Here is a 19,632-nt window from a genome sequence, read left to right as displayed (position 1 = left end):
TTTTTACGTTGTGTATCCGCTTACAACTTTTAGTTACTATGAAAAAAATATTCCTCTTTAGTCTATTGAGCGCGTTTTTGATGACCATCAACGCTACCGCCCAGAAAATGCTTCAGGAAGTCATTGTGGACTACGTGGTTTTTCGCCCCAATAATATGGTAAACAAGGTTTTGGCGAAGAATAAGCCGATTAAAGTATCGCTCCCCAAAGGTACTAAAACGGCTTTTTACCGGGTTACGGTCTATCAGAACGATAAAGTAAATACCTCCGATACTTTCTATAAAAGCCTGCGCGTCATTAATCCCGATACGTTGTCAAAAGAAAGATTTGATTTTACGCCTTACCTCGCCGAACCCAACGGGGCCGTGGGGGTAGAGGTGTATTTCTTTGCTGATAAAAGCGCCGCTAGCCGATTTGATTCTGGAAAGGAGGCAGAGGCTTGTCAGAAAATCGACAGCACCAAAAGTGCCGTGGGAGTGCTAAGTACAAGCTGCGCGGGAGAAGAATTATACGTGGGAATTAAGAAAAAAGGCAAAGGCCCATTGGTGACGGTAAAAGTAGAAATCGTGGCCTTGGCCGATGTGGCGGAAGATCCCATCAACGACCGCTATCCGTTTTCTATTCAAAACGAATTGAGCGGTGAGGTCTCTTATGAAGTAAGCGGCGACCGCACCAATTGGCAGGCATTTTTTCTGCCATCCAAAAAGAAAGCAGAATTTAAATTGGCTGATAACCAAGTGTATATGCGCGTGAGTACCCTCGATAAAGCCAGCGAAGAATACAAAATAGATTCTGGCAAAAACTACCGTCTTTACTGGAACAAAGACACCAACAAGGTTGATTTAGGAGAGATTCCTGCTAAAAAGTAGGAATCTCTCGTTGAATTTTACTTCAATAATTTCTCTTTAAAACTCGCCCCCAGCTGCTTCGACCAACGTTGCAGAATGGGCTCTTCGAGTTGCTTCTCGCGGTATTCGTCGGGGTTCATGATGGGAATTCCGTACACGATTGGATAATACCGCCGGCAGGTTTCGCAGGTAAGTAGCCCTTCAATGATGTTTTGGTCGGTATCTTGTTTAATAATCGTGAGTTGGAGGTCCTGCTTGTCAAACGGACAGCAGAGTTTATGGACGAGGGTTGGTTTCATGGGATGACGTTGAAAAATGAGTGTTGAATTGTTGGGTGGTTTCAAACGGATTGACTGACTTCATGATGGCCGAAATAAGGGCCACGCCATTGATGCCGCAGTCTTGCAGCGTAGCAATATTTTCTAAGGAGATTCCTCCAGCGACGAAAATGGGCATTTTAGTCAGCTTTCGGGCTTTCTGTACGGTGGCTTTGGCAACTATTTCGCAGGAATCAGCAGAAGAGGACGGGAACAAGGAGCAAAAAGAAACGTAATCAAATTTGTGGTCATTGGCCCAATGTACCGTGGTCAAATCGTTGCCGCAGGTGATTCCCTTCAAAAATGGGCGACCGATAATGGTCTCAATCTCCTCAATTTCGGCGCATGGGTGGTCAAAATGAACCCCGTCCAAAGCGGTTTCTTTTACTAATTCCCAGTGATTATTGATTAAAACGGGTACTTCGGCGGCGTGGGCCAACGCCGTAATGTCTTGGATAAAAGCGATTTTGTTGGTTTCCTCGGGCCAGTGGTCCCAGATTTGCACTGTGCTGATGCCCGCGTGGAGGGCTTGCGCCAATCGAGGCAAGGTAAATGCAGTATCCCAACTCGGGTCAATGACCAAATATACCCCACCCGTTATTTCGTTGCGTTTTTTCATGTAAGTCCTTGGGTTAAAGCATTGAAAAAAGCCGCCCAGTACGGGTCGGTTGCGGGTGGAATGATGCGAGAATACCCTGATTGGGTGCTTTGTTGAACCCCTTTTTCGGAGGTTGTAAATTTGCCAACACAGGTTGCTGGAATCCCTTCTTTTGTTAGTTTTTGAATCAATTGGGCCGTTTTTTCGGGTCTTACGGCCATAATCATTGCGCCAGCTCCTACCGAATAAGCGGGGTCAATATCAAACAGGTCGCAAACAGTTTTAACAACGTGGCCGATGGGTAATGAATCGGTTACTACTTCTGCACCGCACTCAGAAGCCATGGCCATTTCGTAGATAGCACCTAAGATGCCGCCTTCGGTTACGTCGTGCATAGCCATCACGCTTGGCCCTTCCTTTTCGTTGAAAGCCGACGCAATCAGCCCTTCTTTCAGGCTGGTTGTTTGGTAAAACAGTTCCGAAGCTTCCTGAAAAACAGCCACACCGCATTCATTTTTGACCGTATTGGGAAAGCTACGCGCCAAAATAGAGGTGGCAATCAACGCGGCTTGTTTGGTCACGATGATGTCGTGGCCGGGTTGCGCCCATTGGCTGCACAGCATTTTGCCTTTTTCGGCCACGGCAATCATGGTACCGCCGCCCGCAATGGTTGAGTTGATGCCTTCAAACCGCCCCGTATGTCCGCCCGTGATGGCGACGCCGATTTGCTCACAAAAGCGATGGACGTGTTGCCAATACGTCTGAAAATCAGTCTCTGATACACCAGTAGGAAGGTTCAGGACAAACTGCGCGTATTGCGGCGCTACGCCCGTAGTAGCCATGTCGTTGGCCATCAAATGCACCGACAACCATGCCGATTCTTCCAGACCGAGGCTTGGAATATAAGAAAGTGGATCGCTGGTAAGGGCCATTTCGTACCCGTTGGGCAATTCAATGAGGGCAATATCGGTGCCAAAATGCGGGCCAATTTTCACCTCTTTGCGGGGGGCACCGCAGTAAGGGAAAATTTGATTTTTAAACGCTTCGTCCGTTATTTTTCCCGTTTCGTTTGTTTTCATGGTTTACAAAAGTTTTACGTATAGCCCAAAAAAATCGCCGTACGGCACGCTCCACTGCTGCACTGGAAACCACTTCGGAAGGCCAGTACAAGTCCATTCAATGCTATATTCGCGGCCTTTTAGTGCTTCATCAATGACCGAAATGAGGTGATTAGGGGTGTAGAAAGTAGCCGTAACGTAAAAAGGATTCTTGCCGAATGCCTGCTGAATACGTCGACGAGCTACTTTGGGAGAATTGCGGTTCATCATTCCAAACACAATGCCGTGTTTGCCCACCCGCGCTGCTTCGCGAATCACCTGAACTGGGTCGCGGTAGTACTCAAAAGTGGTAATAAATGCCACGGCGTCGAAGGTGTGGTCTTTGAAGGGCATGAAGTGGGAGTCGGCCATGACCAAATCTCCTTTGAACAAATGCACAGCTTGGGACAACATAAAAGGCGAAATATCGCCGCCAGAGGCTTCGATGCCGATTTGGTGCCACCACCGGGTAAAACGCGTAGTTCCGCAGCCAAATTCCAAGAGGGTGTTGATGCGGGAGTCTTTTTTGACGAGTTGTTTGATGACTTTCTTTTGCCACACTTCTGCCCGTTTGTAAGGGCCTTCGTACCATTGTTCGTAGGTATCGGTAAACTCCCGATTAAAAAACCACTCCTTGCGGTTTTGCCAGTTGGTCAGGTCTTTTTTGACGATTTCAAAGCTCATAGTTGTAACAAAAAAAAGCCACACTTCCCCCAAAAAGGGGAAATGTGGCTATGGATGATATGAATGTTTTCAGTGTGACGCATTTCCTACGCCGGTCCTAACCGGTTCAGGTTCACGGGTGTAATCTCAGCCTCAAATGAAGCACCCCGATGCAACTATTTATTTATGCCGTAAATCTAAAGGATTAATTTGACAATTGCACGATTTGTCCTTTTGCGCCGATGGCCCAGCATGTATTGCCCACGCAGGTCAGGGCGTGGAGGCCGTTGGAGGCTCCCGTGAGCGGTTGCCAGGTTTTTCCGTTGTCTTTAGACCAACCGCTTCCGGCGGGGCCGACGGCTACCAATGTACCGTTCTTTAATTTATGAACCGCTTCTTTGAGCCCGTCGGGTGTGGTTGGGGTGCTTTTTTGCCAACTTTTACCACCATCGTTGGTGACGATTACGTTCTCAAAAGCTTGTTTTTCGGCTTTGTAATCGCCGCCCACGGCGATGCCGCTTTTTGCGTCCCAAAAATGCAGCCCAAATATTCCTGACGATGCATTGGCTTTCATTGGCGTATCGGTCACTTGCCACGTAGCGCCCCGGTCGGTGGAGCGAAAAACGCGGGCGCGGTCGGCGCCGCCAGTGCCAACCCATACATTTTTGGTTCCTTGCATGACCATCGTTGAATTGCTGGCGGCAAAAGAAGCCTCGTTGGGTAAATTGGCGGGTAGCGTAGCAGGGGAGAGGCGCTCCCAGGTTTTGCCGCCGTCGGTGGTTTTAAGAAGGTATAAATGGCCATCGATGGGATCGCCGAAGATGAGGCCGTTTTTTTTGTCCCAAAAGGCAATTCCGTCCAGAAAAACGCCTTTTTGATCGGTTTGCCATACTTGTGTCCAGGTTTTGCCGGCGTCGTTGGTGCGGTAAATACGCGCCTGTCCTTCTTCGGCCAAACCTGCACTGACGGCCACGGCGGTTTTTTCGTCTAGGCCTTTAATGCCCCTAAAGTCTAGTTTTTCTGCGGCTGGTACCTGTAAAACAGTCCAGTTTTCACCACCAGTTGTGGTGTGTAGAACCGTTCCTTTGCTACCGCCCGCCCAGATGGTTTTTTCGTTAATGGCCGAAATGGCCCTGAAATGCGCTTCTGTATGGGTGGTTTGAGGAATCCATTGGGCTACAAGGAGCGTTGGTAGAAAAAATGTTGAAAAAATAATGGTTCGTAAAAACATTTGGGTGTACAATTTGTCGTAAATAGTAAATGAAAGATTGTAAAGTTGGGCATGTCAGGGATTTAAAATAAATTTGAGTTTATCACGTTTTTCTACGTCAAAACCTTCTCAACAAATATGCAGAAATTAATTTCAAAAACACTTCTTTTTGCCATCGTTGCGTCATTAGCGGGGATGAATGCGTGTAAGCAAACCGACGTAAAAGCAGGGGATGAGTTGGTCAACGAATTTGTTTCGGTCAATATGGATTATTGGTACTACTGGAAGGACAAAATTCCAGCGGGTGCTTTGGAAAATAAATCATTGGCGCCCGAAACATTTTTCAATTCGTTACTTTATACGTTTGATAAGACGGCTCGTCCAGACGGTGACCGCTTTTCTCGTTTTTTAGAAAATGCGGAAGAAACGGAATCTTCGTTGTCGGGTGAAAGCAAAACGACGGGGGCGCGGTTGGCCTTGTACAACAGCAACAATACGATTGCGGCTTTTGTGATGTACGTATTTCCGGGCTCGCCAGCGGCAAAGGCGGGTATTAAGCGTGGGGATGTTTTCAGTAAGATAACGGTAGATGGCCAGCTTGCGACGGTTGATAATTACGGATCACTCTTGGCGGAGGGTACGAACTACGTGTACACGGTGGGGCGTTATGAAAACAAAGCCTTTGTGTCGGGCGACCAGACCAAAACGGTAGTAGCGCAACCTTTGCAGGAAGACCCGATGCTGTTGGATACGGTTTATACAAAAGGAACCAAAAAGATTGGATATCTGGTTTATAATCGATTTTATTCCAAACCCAACAACAGTGAACAGCCTTTGTACGACCAAAAGATGGCGACCATTTTCGGTAAATTCAAGGCGGCGGGCATCAACGAATTCATTCTCGATTTGCGCTATAATGGGGGCGGATATACGTCTACGGCCCGTACGTTGGGTAGTTTTATCGCCAAAGGCGTAACGGATAAAACGGTTTTTTCCCGTGATGAATACAACGCAACCGTAACCCCCGAACTGGAAAAAAAGCAGGGTAAAGACTTTAATGTGAACTACTTCCAACCCAAAACCGAGAATATCGGTGGAAATGTACAGCGCGTGTACGTGTTGGTGAGTAGTCGTACCGCTTCGGCAAGTGAGTTGGTTATTAATGGGTTGAAGCCTTTTATGGATGTGTTTATTATTGGCGATGTTACGGTCGGCAAAAACGTGGGCTCTATTCTGATCAAAGACCCCAAAAATCGGTTTCCGCAGGGAATGATGCCGATTGTAATTAAGGTTTTTAATTCGGCTGGACAATCCGACTACACGGCAGGCTTTACCCCGAATGTGCTGATTAAGGAAGATATTTCTCAGCCGTTTTATGCCTTTGGGGACTTGCGTGAGCCACTTTTGTCGGAAGCCTACTTTCAAATTACGGGCAATCGTAGCGCCCGCCGAGGCGTTTCAGAAACACCCGACAGCGACCGCCTCAGAATCGGACCTTCGTTGATTGAAACGGAAATGATTGTCGATAGGCCTTTTTTGAAATGAGCTGAAGTGCTAAGAAACAAGGAGAAGCAAAGGGGGTAAGAAGTTGAGTCTAAATCTCATCACTTCTTACCCCCTTCATTGTTAATATCTAAATTCCTTCTTAGCTCTCTAGTCCCTGCGGTGTTAAAACGACTTTTGTGGGATTGGGGTTAACCATGTCGGATTCTACCAAACCATCGCGGAGACGGATGATGCGGTGGGCGTATTTGGCGATGTCGTCTTCGTGCGTTACCACTACGATGGTGTTTCCTTTAGAATGCAGTTGGTCAAACAAATCCATGATTTCGTAGGAGGTTCGGCTGTCTAAGTTTCCTGTGGGCTCATCGGCCAATAGAATACTGGGGTCGTTGACCAATGCCCGGGCAACGGCAACGCGTTGGCGCTGTCCCCCAGAGAGTTCGTTGGGACGGTGACCCGCGCGATTTTCTAGTCCCACGTTTTTGAGGGCAAGCATGGCTTTTTCGGTGCGTTGCGCTTTGGTGTATCCTGCATAAATCAGCGGCAGGGCTACGTTTTCGAGCGAGGTCATGCGGGGCAGTAGATTAAAGGTTTGAAACACAAACCCAATTTCTTTGTTACGCACTTCTGCCAGTTCATTTTCGCTCATATCACTGACGTCCTTGCGGTTCAGGATGTATTTGCCCGAAGTGGGCGTGTCCAAGCAGCCGATGATGTTCATCAGGGTAGATTTCCCAGAGCCTGATGGCCCCATAAAGGCCACATATTCACCTTTGTTGACCGAAATCGTTACGTCTTTGAGGGCATCTATCACTTCGCTACCCATGATGTAGCGTTTGGCAATGTGGGAGGTTTCGATGATTTTCATGACTGAGTGATTTTTGTTGAAATGAATAGCTTAACTGATCGCTCCGATGACTGCCGCTTTTTTTGCCTGACGCCGTACAAAATAGTTACGCAAAAATAATCCCGTAAGAATCAATACGTCACTTTCAGGAGAGGGCTCCAACAGTGCAAGTTCGCCTTCTTTTTTGAAAAAAGTACGAACGGCGGTGTAATGGATAACCTCGGGGTCTTGCTCAGTATCGGGAAGGTCGTGGATAAGTGACCACTCGCGAGACAGAAAACCATTCTTTTTAAAAATGTACGTTTCACCGTTGAGATGTAGCGTTGCCGTTCGGCCCATGTGCAGCTCAATAACGGCAATAATGGTGTTGTTGTGGTCGTAGACATCGACCTGTTTTTTTAGAAAACCGCGTACATCAAAACGGAGCGTGGTGTCATTGAGTCGTGCTATTACGTCAGAGCTAAAAAGCTCGCGTTTTAGTTCTCCAACCACTTTTTTACCGTCAATTAGTTGGGTAACACGGCTGAAAGCGCCATTCACCCATTGAAGCTTACTTGGTAAAGATGCCATATTAGTTAAGTTTTTTCAATATAGACAGTATGTCTTTGTTGTTGGCGTCATTGGTCAATATTCTTTGGATAAAAACCTGAAACTCAGCTTGCAAAAGGGTTTGTTCAAAAACACCGAGGTTGTTCGTGAAAATAACCATCTCGGTTCTGTTACCCTGCTTATCGGTGGCATATAGAGCATAATTAAGCACAAATGCCGTAGAGCCGCCTTTGGCCCCAAAATGGACAAACTTCTTTTTGTTGTCTGGATTCAGTCGCATGGGCCATTCCATCAATGTATCCAAAACCGTTTGGGCGCTTTTGCTAAAATAAGTCCGACTGTTTATTTTTTTCATCAATCCCGCGTATTCCCGAACGGTTGAGCCAGGAAGGCGGTCTGACCAAATGCGCTGCACTGGAAGCGGAACATTGGCCATGTTGAACTTTGCTTTGACCGTGGTATCCACTTTAAGCAATTCAAAATACTTATTGGTGCGTTGGAGGTACAGCGACAGGGGCATTTTTTTTAGCCCCGTGGCAGAGTGTTCATCCGAACACACGTACAGCGCCGACACAAACGGATACAATGGTTGGTGCTTACCGAGGCCTAGTTTGGTGAGATTGGCATTGATATTGTTCAACCCCAATTTCCACATCAGAAACTCGGTATTGGCATTACTGCTGAATTGCATCATGCCTTTAGCAACCTCTATCAACGACGCGGTATTGTTGTCTGTTGATTTTGACGTTTTCAAACTCCCTAACCAGGCACGGTGCGCTCCACCGTCAGTGTCAGGAATATAGAACCGTGCCACCTCGCTTAACGGAATCCGTTCTGTAAGGTTAATTTTTCCTTCGGAGGCCTGTTGAGCAAACTCAACCGCAACGATGGTCTTGGCCGTACTCGCTAATGGCATCAGGGTGTCTGACCGATGCCCAACCAATAATGAGTCATTGCGTACCCAAAAGACTGCGCACTTTTTAGGGTTTTTAAGCAAAAATTCAGCTACAAAATCCTCTTCATAACGCAAGTATTTAAAATAAAAGTAAGCAAATACACAACTGAATAATACAGCTAAGACACCTAAGCCAGTGGCCAGTACTTTCCACATAAAAAGTGGGTTATTTAAATTTGAAAGCGTTTATAGGGCAAAATGAATGAGTAAAAGTACAATTTTCATTGAAAACTTCCACGTTCTTTTTCGATGAGTGCGCGTTGGGACTGATAGATTTTTAGAAATGATTGATAGTCGGTAAATGAGGTAAGCGCAAACAGGTCACGAAGACCCTCTTCGGCGAAGTCGGTTAGGCGTAAATGAATGCATTGAAGAATATATGTTTTTACCAATTCGGGAGAATCACGCCGAAATCTGAGGGCGTTTAAAATGAATTGATATGCAATTTTGGGTTGGTTTCGCTGATTGAAAAAAACGGTGGCTTTTTGCAAAATCTGTAAGCTGAACGGATGCTTTCGGAGGGCCGTCAGAAAGTCGGCTTCGGTGGTTAAACTTTTTGTCAAATTGGCGGTGGCGGCTTCTTCGGTTCGTTCTCTCAATAACCAAAATTGAAGTGTTTGGCGGGCTAGGGCTACCTTTTTGGAGGTATCTGCCACGGTTTGGGCGGCTAGGATGTCGAAAGCCGCAATTTTATCGCGATTGTATTCTGCATAGGCATAGGCTACCTGCAACTCATTGTAAAAATTGCCGTTGTTGCCCGTATTGATTAATTTTCTGAAAAGAGGAGCAAGGCTAGTGTCTTGCGCGTATTGATTGGTGTTATACAGGTACGCAAAATTATTGACGCTTAAGACTGAATCGCTTGCTAGGGCGAGGCCAGTTTTTTCAACCTTTGTTTTTTCACCCACCAATTGGGCCAACGCAATGCGGTTGGCTTCGTGAGAAAGTGACGCTTTGGTGCTTTGCAAAAGGTTGGTTTCCCGAAAATCGCTTTTTGTAAGTCCAAGGGCCGATAAAGCGTTGGCCGAATCGACGGCCGCCAAGGCTTTTCCCCAAAATGCCAACAGGTTTGTTTCGGCCACGTCGGTATTGACCGCGTGCTGTTGGGCCAGTTCAAAATAATAATAGGCCGAATCTGCAATAGCAGTACGGGTGTAGAGATAACCCAAATTATTGTGCAGTTCGCCGCTGTGGGTGAAGGTTTGAAGACCTTTTCTTAGGTTAAAAACGGCATCAAAAAACAGATTTTCGTTCAACAACGCCTGACTCAGTCCAGCGTACGCTTGGGGGGTAGGGGCTTTGTGTAACGCTTGTTGAAAGTACGCCCCCGCGCTGAGGCGGTCGCCCTGACGCAACGCAAGCGACGCCAGCGAGAACCCAGACTTATGATTTTGAAAATCTAAATCAAGCGCCAGTTGATAGTATTGCTCCGCAAGCAGGTATTCTTGGGTAGCGGTGTGCAAATCTCCCAAGGCGTTGTAATGCCCCGCCCGGGCCTGGTCAATGCTGTGAAAACGATTGAGCGATATGAGTAGTACAACGCCCATCACGCCAATCAGCCAAACTTGCGACTGCATAATACGCATAGGCTTATACATGACTTTATAGACCGCCTTGCTCTGTTTGAACAAAGGCCAGAAATTGAGCCCGATATAACCCACAAATACCGTTCCCATCGCCAGTTGGGAATAAATAACGGCATCTTCAAATACTTCAATCATCGGATTGTTGTCGGTAAACAACACAAATGCCATGACGCCCGTGGTGACTAATCCTAACCCAACATACAGCCAAACGGCAGCTTCCCGGAAAGGTATTGCGGTTTCGGTTCGTTTGGCAAGGCTCCAAATGCCCAGCACCAGACTGACGCAATACAGCACAAAAGGGCTAAGATAGAGGAAGTTGGTTTCGGTCTGCCGTGTTATTTTGAGGTACAGAAGCAAAACACTGAAAAGGTACAGACCTGTAATAAACAAAAAGTTGGGTAGGCTACTTTTTCCGAATCCCGTGCGTGGATGCGTAACGATGTACACAAAACCAGCAATGATTTCGATAGACAACCATCCGATAAAAACAACGGCGATGATTAATAACGGTACTAAAGAATAAGACGAAATCGTGAGCGCGGTAAACGGTGTTTTGGAAAAGAAAGAAAGGAATCCCGCCAGCGCAACTGTGAGCGCAGTAAAGATAAATATCCGGCGCTCAATCGTAATATCGTCGCGGAAAGCGTGTAGATAATAGCTGACGCCGCCGAGCAAAACCGCCGCAATGCCGAAGCCTAGGGCTTTTTCAGAACCGAAAAGTTGTAGAACTTCTAAATGCAAACTCGCCAGCAGGCCGATAAAAGCCATCATTGCACCAATGTACCACCGACGAGAAAGCACCGTAACAGCACTCAAAAGCAACACCACGCCCGCAAGCACGATGCCCCAATAGCCCCAAACCAACCAAGCCGGGAGGTCGGTCTGAACGGGCACAAATTGTTCTTTCAACAAATAGGCTTTGCCGGGGAGGAGAATTTGTGATTTTGTCGCTTGCCCTTTTATTGCCGAACTATCCTGTGTCGCATTTTCAGAAAGCGTCAGGCTGTCAAGCGGCACAGGCACCTCGTCCAATTCGCTTAAAACCTCCCACCGAACGGTGTTTTCAAGGCCTCTGTAATGAAAAAATAACAAGGCCATCAGGCCCATAGCAAGTAGGCCCAGCGAAGTAATGTATAGAAAACGTTGACTAGGATTCCAGTTTTTCCAAAAAATAAGTGACGACATCAAAAGTATGTAAACAAAATAATGATGAACAGAAAAATGTAAAATACAAAAGTTAGGAGAGAATATACTTTTACTGAAAAGCTGTTTATGAATAGAATGCTAACGCTGCATACCACTGTTTTATTCAAATTTATTTCTGTAATCCATTCAAAAACGCTTCTCTCCGTAAGTTATTTTTTCCATACGTTGGAAATCAAAAAGCGTTAAGCGACGCAAGGTATAAAAAGACGTCCAATAGGTTTTCAGAACATTGACAAAATTCTGCCGCGCCTGTACCGTTTCGTTGAGTGCAATGTTGAGATCAGTGGTTGAGATTTTCCCTAAAAGATAGCGTTGCTTCGTGATCTCCAAACGACGATGCGCAATGGTGTCGGCTTTCTGAGCGACCAACAATTGGCTGTTTTGCTGATTGAACCGCAGGGCCTGTAAATAAATTTCCTGTTCAAAATTAATTTCTTCCTGTTTTACGGTCACCTCAATCAATTCACGATTGGCTTTTGCCAATTTGATCTGTGATTTGCGGTAGCCCCAATCCTGAATCGGTACATCAATGTTGACACCGATGTATTGACGATTTTGCAGGTTGCTGTACGCATCCGAAAAACGTTGCCCAGTCTGTTGGGTACCCACATTGGCCAGTACGCTGAAATTGATGCTGTTGGAGCCTTTAGCTTCCGCGATCTGCCGATCGGCTTCGAGCCGTTGGCTTTTAAAGTCAATCAAGGCTTTGCGGTTGTTTCTCGCTTCGGTCAATGCCAATTCAGGCGATATGGTCAACGTTGGAATTTGGGGCGGTATTGTATAAACAAGTTGCTCAGTCAAGGACAAACCCAGGATCCGTTTCAAATTTTGGGACGCGATTTCCAGATTTACTTTGGCTTCGTTGACCTGATTTTGGGCATTGAGGGTATTGAGTTCCAATTGAAGCAGTTCGTTTTCCGTGATTTTGCCGATTGAAAATCGCTCTTTGGAAATTTTATACAGTGTATCGGTATTGGCCTGGTTGGTTAGTGAAATTTCTACGGCTACCTGCGCTACCAACCCTTCAAAAAACAAACCCACTGCCGTTAAGCCAGCGTCTTCCATATCTTCGGCATACCCCCGGTTGGCGGTTTCGAAGGTAAGCGGCTCGATGAGTTTGCGCCATTTGAGCTCGTTATACAGCAAGGCGTTTTGATCGTAAGCAAGGGTAAAAGGGGAGGAAAGAAAAAAACTTGCTTGCCCAGCCAAAAAATTATCGGTTCGTTGCAGGGCGGTTCCGAATCGAAGTTGACCGCCCGTGAGCCCGATATTTTGCACAATATTGAGTCCTGCAGAATTATTGGCCTGATTGACGCGTCGAAATTCAATCGAGCCGTCGGGTTGAGTGACGGGGTTGATGGAGCGAAAAAAAGTGGGAGCGGTGGCATTGAGGCGAATTTGTGGTTTGAAATTAGCCTTAAAATTCTGATACCGCCAATAGCTGCGTTCGTACGTATTCTTTGCTCGATAATAATACGGCGAATTGGCCTTGCCCAGTTCGACAGCTTCCTGAAGCGTAAGCACACGCGGTTGGGCAGAAAGTAAAAAGGTGGGGAAAAGGGAAAGAATGAGAATGATTTTTAAGAACCGAGAAATGTAAACCGCACGGGCGGCCTCGCGAAAGATGTAAAATGTAAAAGTTCTGTAAAACCGCCGAATGGTGGGGAAAGACGGTGGCATCGGAGTTTCTGAAAAAGGAATCATGGCGTAAAAGAATACAGTTTGCAGGGGTTGAAATCGTATGCGTGAAGGCTGAAATCTATTTAACGTATATATATAATCGTTAGAATTATGGTTGGCTAGTTTTTTGGCAGCTTTTCTAGCTGTTTTTGAGTAAACGTATATTTTTTTACCGTTAGAAATTTGACCAAAAATCCATTGTTTTTGGTTTTTTACGTATATATATAATCGTTAGATACAAAATCCCTTTTTTTTATCAGAAAAACGGGCAGAAAAAACAGCAAAACAAGTAGCGACATGAGCAGCCCACCGATGGTTCCTACGCCTAAAGCAAACCAAAAAGGCTCATTTTCGTACAACAAAAAAGGTACCAAACCGACAACCGTCGAGAGTACCGTAAGCAAAATCGGGCGTACTTTGTGGTGAACAGCGCGCAGATACAGCGCAAAAGGTGGTCTTTTTGGGTCGGATTTCTGCATAATATTCCATTCGGTAATGATAAATATACCCGCACAAACCACATTGCCCGCCAACAGCACAAAAGACGCATAACCGCCTTGGTCGAAGTTGTAATCGAACCAATAAAAAGCCAAAAACACCCCGACATACGATAGCGGAATCATCCCAATCAAGGCCAAAGGCTGGAGCAAACTCTCAAAAATAACCGCGCAAATGATATAAATCAGTACCATTACCAACCCAATCAGTTCGTATTGTGTGCGGGTTTCTTCACTGAACCAATTGTATTCTGATTTTTTGACCGTATAACCTACCGGCAGTGTGGGACGAAATTCCTCTAAGGTTTTGGTCAGAAATTTATCGCCGAAATGCCCGCTACCAAAATACTCAAAACTCACCATCCGAACGTATTGCTGGTCTTCTTTGAAAATCTCAGGAATGACTTTCTCTTTGGTAACAGTTGCCAAAGCCCTGAGTTTATACGGTGCTGAACCCGATTGAAATAGCTGATTATTGAGCTGATACACGTCAAAAGTGCGGGCCTGCGCAGGAATTACCTTAATGGGCTCGTATTTATTTTCCATAAACGTATATATGTCATCGGTAGGTTGATTGCTGCGTTGGTGAAGCCCTTCATATATACCCGACAGAGTAGTGCTGTGCATTGCTAACCTGCTGTTTTGAGTTTGGAGGGCGTATTCGTACAGATTTTTATTGCTGAACATCCCCATTCCCCGGTTAATATTCACCTCCTGAATGCGCGGATGTACTTCCAATAACGTTTTCAGTCGGGTGGCTTGGTCTTCCAGTTGTTGATAATTATAGCCCAACATTCGTACGTTAAAACTCGGCGTTTGGTTTTCTTCCAACGACTGACTGAAGCCCTGCCCTACACCGTAAATATTCCAGCTAATGCCGCTCATTTCGGTAGAAAGGGCGATTGTACGGTTTTTGAGTTGGTACGGAAACGAGCCGTCTTCGTGGTTTTTCTTGAAGTAAACCACCATGCTGCCCTGCTGCCCGTTGTATATCTGTGTGATAAAACGGTCTACTTCGGGGTACGTTTTTAGCTCGTTTTCCAGCCGTTTAAAGACCAAATTCATTTGTTCGATCGTGCTGTTGTTGGGTAATTCGGCTACAACGTATAATGCTGTACGTTCAGACTTGCCAAAGTACGCACCTTCATACACATAATTCACAAAAAGCCGTAGGGTTCCACCCAGCCATTTGTTCAAAATGGGACGTATTTGGTCGTTAAACCATTCATTCCCAAAGAGTGGATTGTAATAAGTTGCTAACGAACTTTCTTTTTCTAACTGATTGGGAAGCAGAAAGATAGGAGTTCCAAATAGTAAAATTCCAGACAAAATGGTCGTTTTGCGAAAACGTACCAAAAGGCGTAAAATATCCCCGTAAAGAGCCTCGCCACGCGGTAATGTTGCCTTTTGTCGCTCGGGGTTAGTCAATGCCATTGACTTAGAGGAACTGTCCATCAGCGCAGGCACAAAACCCACTGCAACCACCAGCGAAACCCCTAGTGTAATGACCATAACTACTGCAAAATCAAGCAAGTCAACGCGGGCTTCGTCGGGCAAAAACCAGATGACCGCCAAGCCTGCGCAGGTGGTGAGTGTAGCGCCCAACAGCGCCGAAAATACCCTCAAATTTCGGTAGCGGCGATAGTGGTCAATCATCACAATGACATTGTCGATAATGATGCCCAACGAGGTAGTAAGCGCAGCCAGCGAATACAGGTGAATCTCCACTCTAAAAATATAAAACAGGATCACCGACAATAACAAACACACCACCATACTTACCCCGATCAGGGCCATGTATCCCCAACTGCGGGTAGTGAGCAGCACAAACAAAAACAGAATCAACACCGCAAAACCTGACTGAATACCAATGCGTTGCAGGTTTTCTTCGATGTATTGCGTAGCGTCGTATTCGGTGCGGAGTTGGTAGCCGGTGGGCAATTGTTGTTGGAGGGTAGTGATGCGTTTTCGCACTTCCTGCGCTACCTTCAATTGATTCGCTCCTGCCGCTGCAGACAGGGTCATATTCAACGCATTTTGGCCGTTGACACGGTAAAAAGCCGTAGCAGGCTGCTCTTGGCGTGAGATGGTGGCCACTTCTCCCAAGCGGACGATGCGCCCGGAAAGATTGGCGATGGGGATGTTGCTCAGGGTAACCTCACCGCGCGGCGGACCCTCCCCGTCCCCTGTCGGTCGCGACTCCGATCCGTTGGAGAGGGGAGCCATACTTACGGATAATTTTTGGCCGTTGGGTTGGGCTAGGCTCCCGAGGGCTTCTTGACGGAAGTGTTGCTGTATAGCATTAATTATTTGATTTTCAGTTAGTTGTAAGTTTTTGAGTGCATCGGCATGGTAGTTCACTACCCACTCTTGGCGGCTGCCGCCGCTGATTTCTACTTGATACACACCCCGTACTTGGGCCAATGTGGGCTTGAGTTGTTCCTCGGCATACTCGCGGAGCGTAGCGGCCGCAGCGGGGCCATCAAGTTGGAGGGTAAGCAGGGGCTTTTGGCGCTCTTGTTGGTTGGGGGTATTGAGGGCTACTTGAGGGTAGCTTATCCCAGCGGGTAGCCGCTTGTACACCTGCCGAACCAACGACGCCACCTCAAGCCGCAGGGCATCGGCATCGGCGTTTTTGTCTAACTCCAACGACACATAGCCGTAGCCATACCCAGACACCGACGATACTTTTTTTACTCCCTGCACCGTACTAAACGTACCCTCCAGCAATGCAGTGACCTGCGCCTCCAGCGTGAGCGGCGAGGCTCCCGACCAAGTGTAGCTGACGGTGATGTTTTGCCCCCCGCCCGACGGGGCCAACTGCACCGACAGCCTCGGTACCAGCAATAGCCCCACCAAACTGAGTACGGAAAAACCCAATAAAAAGGAATAAATACTTTTCATAAAGTTTCTTTTTTTCTCTACCTTCTGTCACCCTATTAGGGCTAAAAACAGTATTTTAAGCGCTGATAGGCCGTTTGATAACTATTTGTTTTTTTTCTTGCGCTGCTTTCGCTTTCTCCTTTTATTTACATTATTAAGCATTATGTTTTTAGCTTTTACCCTGCATTGAAAATTATATACTCGTTACAATTTAAACTGCCGCGCCACGGTAAGGTGATCTGTGGCCAGGTAGACGGAGATAATTTTTTGTTTAAAAAACAGCGTAAACCAAAAACAAAACAGTATGCAAAGTATTGATTATCAATTTATTACCCCCCCCCCCTTCCCACACACATCAGTACTTGCTGCCTGCAACGGTGGTATGTATTTCCCCGGGTGCCTTCCACTCATCGCTTGGTTGAGCGGAAGGCAAAGCCCTGTTGCTTACTTTATGCCCTTTTCCCATGCCTTGAAAACAAATCTTAACCTTTAACAAAATACAGCTATGACCCCACGTGACAAATTTTTTGAATACGACGGCCAACGAATCTCTTACCGCGAAGGCGAAGTGCTTTTGGCTTGCGCTCAGGGATTGACCATTGAGCAAACCGCAAAAAAACTATTTATTAGTCAACATACCGTAAAGACTCACCGCGAGAAACTTCGCCTGCGTTTTTCATTGCAAGGATACACGAAACTGGTGTGGTTTGCTACAAAATTGCAGCCGGAACTCGAAAAATGGATAAAGTAACTGACTAAAATCAGCTACTTATCCGATTGACTATGTAGTAGTAAGCCCCCACCTTTGCATTAACCAGACCTAACGCGCGGTAGAGGTGGGAAAAAAAGTTAACACATTTAAACAAAACGGAACATGAAAAAGACTATGAAGATTTTAGCAGTATCTACATTTATAATCTCTTGTTTAGGCGGGGCTTTATTTTTCACAGCAGGGGAAGCTTGGGCTTCTGGACAAAATTGCAGACTAGATAGCAGCGGCAAGGAATGGAAATGTCCCCCAAGTACTTTAGGAAATTGTGCATGTCTTTAAAACATTAAAAGTCTCGCTCTAACAAAGGTGTAAAACTTTTGAATCCAATTTAAATGTCCTATAAATTCTATTGTTGCTTTTGACTCTTTTCAACCATACAAGCTTAATAGTAACAATAGAATTTTAATGTATTAAAATTCTATTAAATGAAAAATTTAAGCTATATAAATACTTTATTATATTGTTACCTTGTAGCTCTGGCAATATCATGTTCTAGTAAAGAAGATAATAAAGATAAAAAAAATATATCGGCAACTTTAAAAACAATAAAAGAAATCAAAATTCCCATTGATAAAAGTGTTGCTATTTACAGTAGTACAGTAGATTATATAGAAGAAGGTGGTAGAAGTTACATTTTCAAAACAAACTATAATGATTTATTATTTATAGATATTAAAGATAAAAAAATAGCAAAAAGACTTAGCTTTCCCGAGCAAGGACCAAACGGGGTTGGCAATATATCTCAGGCCTATTATCACGCTAATGACTCTATTTTTCTTTTAACAGACCCCTATCGTATAATCCATGTTAATTCAAAATTAGAGAAAGTAAACAATTACCGATTAGATGCCAATACCGAAGCTGGGCAACGAGGCATCTATCCTCAAAACAACAATAAAATTATATTTTATAACAATTCAATTATTGGGTTTATGCAGCCTAAAGTACATCCCAATAAAAAAGCAATGTTATTGAATACTGAGGCATTTGTATCTTTAAATTGCAATACAAAAGATGCTATACCTTTGCCATTAAAATTTCCAGAATTATTACAAGACCCTAATGATACCTGGGATTTTATACATTTTCGACCGACAACTATTTTGGTTGGCCAACAATTAATTGTATCATTTCCTGCAAGTGACAGTATTTATCTTTTTTCTTTGGAAACAAATAAAGTTAAAAGATTCAGTGGCAAAAGTCGCCATTATTCTGGTAAAATTTTACCATTATCAAGTAATTCATTTAAAGCTTCGATTGATGCATATAAATCTACCCATGCTTATTTCTTACTTAAATATGATAAATTTAGGAAGCTATTTTACAGATTTGTGCTTTTTCCAACAGAAGAAAAAACTAACAATTATTCTTTAGAAAATCTGGTATTGATGAAACCTTTTAGTGTTCAAATTTTCAATGAAAAGTTTGAATTGATAGGGGAAACGGAAATCTTTAAAGCAAATACCTTTAATTTTGTCGATTGCTTTGTTTCAAGAGAAGGTCTTTTGATATCAAATAATCATCCTAAAAATCCAAAGACAAATGAAGATTTTTTATCTTATAGTTTATTTGCTATTTCTAAGTTGCAATAATCAATCAAAAGAGCTTATTAAAGTAAATACAACCTTTAAAGAGGTTTCTCCAAAAGAAAACTTTGATGGGTTTTCGTTAGTTATTCCTATCGACGGATGTGGTCCTTGCGTTGAAAAAGGCATATCTTTTTCTAAAAAAAATTTAAAAAATCCTAAAATATTATTTTTCATTTCGAGCCAATTAAACTTGAAACCTATATATCAATACTATACAGAAGGTGAACTTTCTACTAAATCGCTACTGCTTGATAAAAGTAGCTTGTTTTTCAAAAATGGTTTAATAAATCAAGGTCATTTGTTATTGTTAGAGATACATCAAGGTCATGTAGATAAAATGACTGATATTGAACCTAATGAAGTAGATGATATTTTGAGTAAATTAGAAAAAAGTATAAATAATTGAACCATTTTATGACGTTGGTGGTATTATCATTGTGAACCTATTCTTGTTAGATATTTCATGTTCGACAAAATCGTTTTTTAATTGTTTTGGCAAGTTTTCATCAAGCACCCATTTGATGAATCCATTGAAGAAATTTTGGTGAGACAACTGTTTTTTGGGCCATTTCCAATAAACCAACGGCCTGCTCTCTTTTTACAGATGGAAAATCCTGCAAAAAGCTATCTAATGAAATTCCGTCTTCTAAATGCCAAAACAAGGTTTCAATAGGTACACGAGTTCCCGTAAAAACGGGAGTTCCCGATAGAATCTCTGAGTTAATCGAAATAATGTGTTGAATGTCCATGTTTTACAAATCGTTTTATACAAAAATACCGAAAATTTGTCAACGGCTGTAGATACTCCAAATAAAACAGGGCACATTCAGTG

At 44.5% G+C, this 19,632-nt stretch carries 17 protein-coding genes and 1 riboswitch; of the genes, 5 read left to right on the top strand and 12 right to left on the bottom strand.

Translation table 11 applies throughout. The features are described 5' to 3' along the window. Positions 1-38: 38 nt before the first annotated feature. The gene (locus DR864_RS09405; RefSeq protein ID WP_114066720.1) at positions 39-869 is read left to right on the top strand and encodes a hypothetical protein; all 831 of its coding nucleotides are present in this window, start codon (positions 39-41) and stop codon (positions 867-869) included. Positions 870-886: 17 nt separating this feature from the next. Here DR864_RS09405 and DR864_RS09400 read toward each other — a convergent pair whose 3' ends face one another. The 5 genes from DR864_RS09400 to DR864_RS09380 form a co-directional block, all read right to left on the bottom strand. After that, positions 887-1,147 carry a Trm112 family protein gene (locus DR864_RS09400; protein ID WP_114066719.1) on the bottom strand — a complete coding sequence of 87 codons (261 nt, stop codon included), beginning with the start codon at positions 1,145-1,147 and terminating at the stop codon, positions 887-889. Continuing rightward, complete coding sequence (locus DR864_RS09395) at positions 1,125-1,784, bottom strand: thiamine phosphate synthase (protein ID WP_114066718.1); 660 nt, start codon at positions 1,782-1,784, stop codon at positions 1,125-1,127. The genes DR864_RS09400 and DR864_RS09395 overlap by 23 nt, the downstream gene beginning before the upstream one ends. Beyond that, positions 1,781-2,842, bottom strand: a complete 1,062-nt coding sequence (locus DR864_RS09390; RefSeq protein WP_114066717.1) for an AIR synthase family protein — start codon at positions 2,840-2,842, stop codon at positions 1,781-1,783. The genes DR864_RS09395 and DR864_RS09390 overlap by 4 nt, the downstream gene beginning before the upstream one ends. A gap of 3 nt (positions 2,843-2,845) precedes the next feature. Beyond that, on the bottom strand, positions 2,846-3,544 hold the full coding sequence (locus tag DR864_RS09385) for a class I SAM-dependent methyltransferase (RefSeq protein ID WP_114066716.1): 699 nt from the start codon (positions 3,542-3,544) through the stop codon (positions 2,846-2,848). A 66-nt stretch (positions 3,545-3,610) separates the two neighbouring features. Next, a riboswitch (TPP riboswitch) is annotated at positions 3,611-3,703 on the bottom strand. 25 nt (positions 3,704-3,728) lie between these two features. Further along, positions 3,729-4,754 (bottom strand): WD40/YVTN/BNR-like repeat-containing protein, encoded by a 1,026-nt coding sequence (locus DR864_RS09380; protein ID WP_114066715.1) that lies wholly within the window; start codon positions 4,752-4,754, stop codon positions 3,729-3,731. Positions 4,755-4,871: 117 nt separating this feature from the next. Here DR864_RS09380 and DR864_RS09375 point away from each other — a divergent pair, with 117 nt between their 5' ends. Then, on the top strand, positions 4,872-6,278 hold the full coding sequence (locus DR864_RS09375) for a S41 family peptidase (protein WP_114066714.1): 1,407 nt from the start codon (positions 4,872-4,874) through the stop codon (positions 6,276-6,278). 100 nt (positions 6,279-6,378) lie between these two features. On the opposite strand, the gene DR864_RS09370 is transcribed toward DR864_RS09375, so the two are convergent. The 6 genes from DR864_RS09370 to DR864_RS09345 form a co-directional block, all read right to left on the bottom strand. Continuing rightward, positions 6,379-7,104, bottom strand: a complete 726-nt coding sequence (locus DR864_RS09370) for an ABC transporter ATP-binding protein (RefSeq protein WP_114066713.1) — start codon at positions 7,102-7,104, stop codon at positions 6,379-6,381. 30 nt (positions 7,105-7,134) lie between these two features. Further along, the gene (locus DR864_RS09365; RefSeq protein ID WP_114066712.1) at positions 7,135-7,653 is read right to left on the bottom strand and encodes a hypothetical protein; all 519 of its coding nucleotides are present in this window, start codon (positions 7,651-7,653) and stop codon (positions 7,135-7,137) included. 1 nt (position 7,654) lies between these two features. Continuing rightward, positions 7,655-8,743 (bottom strand): serine hydrolase, encoded by a 1,089-nt coding sequence (locus DR864_RS09360; protein WP_114066711.1) that lies wholly within the window; start codon positions 8,741-8,743, stop codon positions 7,655-7,657. 65 nt (positions 8,744-8,808) lie between these two features. Next, positions 8,809-11,358 carry a UDP-N-acetylglucosamine--peptide N-acetylglucosaminyltransferase SPINDLY family protein gene (locus DR864_RS09355; RefSeq protein ID WP_114066710.1) on the bottom strand — a complete coding sequence of 850 codons (2,550 nt, stop codon included), beginning with the start codon at positions 11,356-11,358 and terminating at the stop codon, positions 8,809-8,811. Between the two features lie 147 nt (positions 11,359-11,505). Continuing rightward, positions 11,506-13,083 (bottom strand): TolC family protein, encoded by a 1,578-nt coding sequence (locus DR864_RS09350; protein WP_114066709.1) that lies wholly within the window; start codon positions 13,081-13,083, stop codon positions 11,506-11,508. Between the two features lie 188 nt (positions 13,084-13,271). Next, positions 13,272-16,460: an efflux RND transporter permease subunit gene (locus DR864_RS09345; RefSeq protein ID WP_114066708.1), complete on the bottom strand. Its 3,189-nt coding sequence runs from the start codon at positions 16,458-16,460 to the stop codon at positions 13,272-13,274. Positions 16,461-16,944: 484 nt separating this feature from the next. On the opposite strand from DR864_RS09345, the gene DR864_RS09340 reads away from it, so the two are divergent. From DR864_RS09340 to DR864_RS09330, 3 genes are all read left to right on the top strand, one after another. After that, positions 16,945-17,190 (top strand): response regulator transcription factor, encoded by a 246-nt coding sequence (locus DR864_RS09340; protein WP_114066707.1) that lies wholly within the window; start codon positions 16,945-16,947, stop codon positions 17,188-17,190. A 446-nt stretch (positions 17,191-17,636) separates the two neighbouring features. Further along, positions 17,637-18,803 carry a DUF4221 family protein gene (locus tag DR864_RS09335; protein ID WP_114066706.1) on the top strand — a complete coding sequence of 389 codons (1,167 nt, stop codon included), beginning with the start codon at positions 17,637-17,639 and terminating at the stop codon, positions 18,801-18,803. Continuing rightward, positions 18,754-19,206 carry a hypothetical protein gene (locus DR864_RS09330; RefSeq protein WP_114066705.1) on the top strand — a complete coding sequence of 151 codons (453 nt, stop codon included), beginning with the start codon at positions 18,754-18,756 and terminating at the stop codon, positions 19,204-19,206. The genes DR864_RS09335 and DR864_RS09330 overlap by 50 nt, the downstream gene beginning before the upstream one ends. Before the next feature lie 100 nt (positions 19,207-19,306). On the opposite strand, the gene DR864_RS09325 is transcribed toward DR864_RS09330, so the two are convergent. Beyond that, positions 19,307-19,549, bottom strand: coding sequence for a DUF433 domain-containing protein (locus tag DR864_RS09325; protein ID WP_114066704.1), 243 nt, complete (start codon positions 19,547-19,549; stop codon positions 19,307-19,309). Positions 19,550-19,632: the final 83 nt, after the last annotated feature.

It is taken from the genome of Runella rosea (genome assembly GCF_003325355.1).
Classification (GTDB): Bacteria; Bacteroidota; Bacteroidia; order Cytophagales; family Spirosomataceae; genus Runella; species Runella rosea.
This window is presented reverse-complemented; position numbering and strand designations above follow the sequence as displayed.

Bases quoted from the DNA above. Each gene is read 5' to 3' on its own strand.
- DR864_RS09405 (WP_114066720.1), top strand. From the start codon at position 39: ATGAAAAAAATATTCCTCTTTAGTCTATTGAGCGCGTTTTTGATGACC.
- DR864_RS09365 (WP_114066712.1), bottom strand. From the start codon at position 7,653: ATGGCATCTTTACCAAGTAAGCTTCAATGGGTGAATGGCGCTTTCAGC.
- DR864_RS09370 (WP_114066713.1), bottom strand. From the start codon at position 7,104: ATGAAAATCATCGAAACCTCCCACATTGCCAAACGCTACATCATGGGT.
- DR864_RS09350 (WP_114066709.1), bottom strand. From the start codon at position 13,083: ATGATTCCTTTTTCAGAAACTCCGATGCCACCGTCTTTCCCCACCATT.
- DR864_RS09345 (WP_114066708.1), bottom strand. From the start codon at position 16,460: ATGAAAAGTATTTATTCCTTTTTATTGGGTTTTTCCGTACTCAGTTTG.
- DR864_RS09330 (WP_114066705.1), top strand. From the start codon at position 18,754: ATGAAGATTTTTTATCTTATAGTTTATTTGCTATTTCTAAGTTGCAAT.
- DR864_RS09335 (WP_114066706.1), top strand. From the start codon at position 17,637: ATGAAAAATTTAAGCTATATAAATACTTTATTATATTGTTACCTTGTA.
- DR864_RS09360 (WP_114066711.1), bottom strand. From the start codon at position 8,743: ATGTGGAAAGTACTGGCCACTGGCTTAGGTGTCTTAGCTGTATTATTC.
- DR864_RS09375 (WP_114066714.1), top strand. From the start codon at position 4,872: ATGCAGAAATTAATTTCAAAAACACTTCTTTTTGCCATCGTTGCGTCA.
- DR864_RS09340 (WP_114066707.1), top strand. From the start codon at position 16,945: ATGACCCCACGTGACAAATTTTTTGAATACGACGGCCAACGAATCTCT.
- DR864_RS09400 (WP_114066719.1), bottom strand. From the start codon at position 1,147: ATGAAACCAACCCTCGTCCATAAACTCTGCTGTCCGTTTGACAAGCAG.
- DR864_RS09385 (WP_114066716.1), bottom strand. From the start codon at position 3,544: ATGAGCTTTGAAATCGTCAAAAAAGACCTGACCAACTGGCAAAACCGC.
- DR864_RS09390 (WP_114066717.1), bottom strand. From the start codon at position 2,842: ATGAAAACAAACGAAACGGGAAAAATAACGGACGAAGCGTTTAAAAAT.
- DR864_RS09325 (WP_114066704.1), bottom strand. From the start codon at position 19,549: ATGGACATTCAACACATTATTTCGATTAACTCAGAGATTCTATCGGGA.
- DR864_RS09395 (WP_114066718.1), bottom strand. From the start codon at position 1,784: ATGAAAAAACGCAACGAAATAACGGGTGGGGTATATTTGGTCATTGAC.
- DR864_RS09380 (WP_114066715.1), bottom strand. From the start codon at position 4,754: ATGTTTTTACGAACCATTATTTTTTCAACATTTTTTCTACCAACGCTC.
- DR864_RS09355 (WP_114066710.1), bottom strand. From the start codon at position 11,358: ATGTCGTCACTTATTTTTTGGAAAAACTGGAATCCTAGTCAACGTTTT.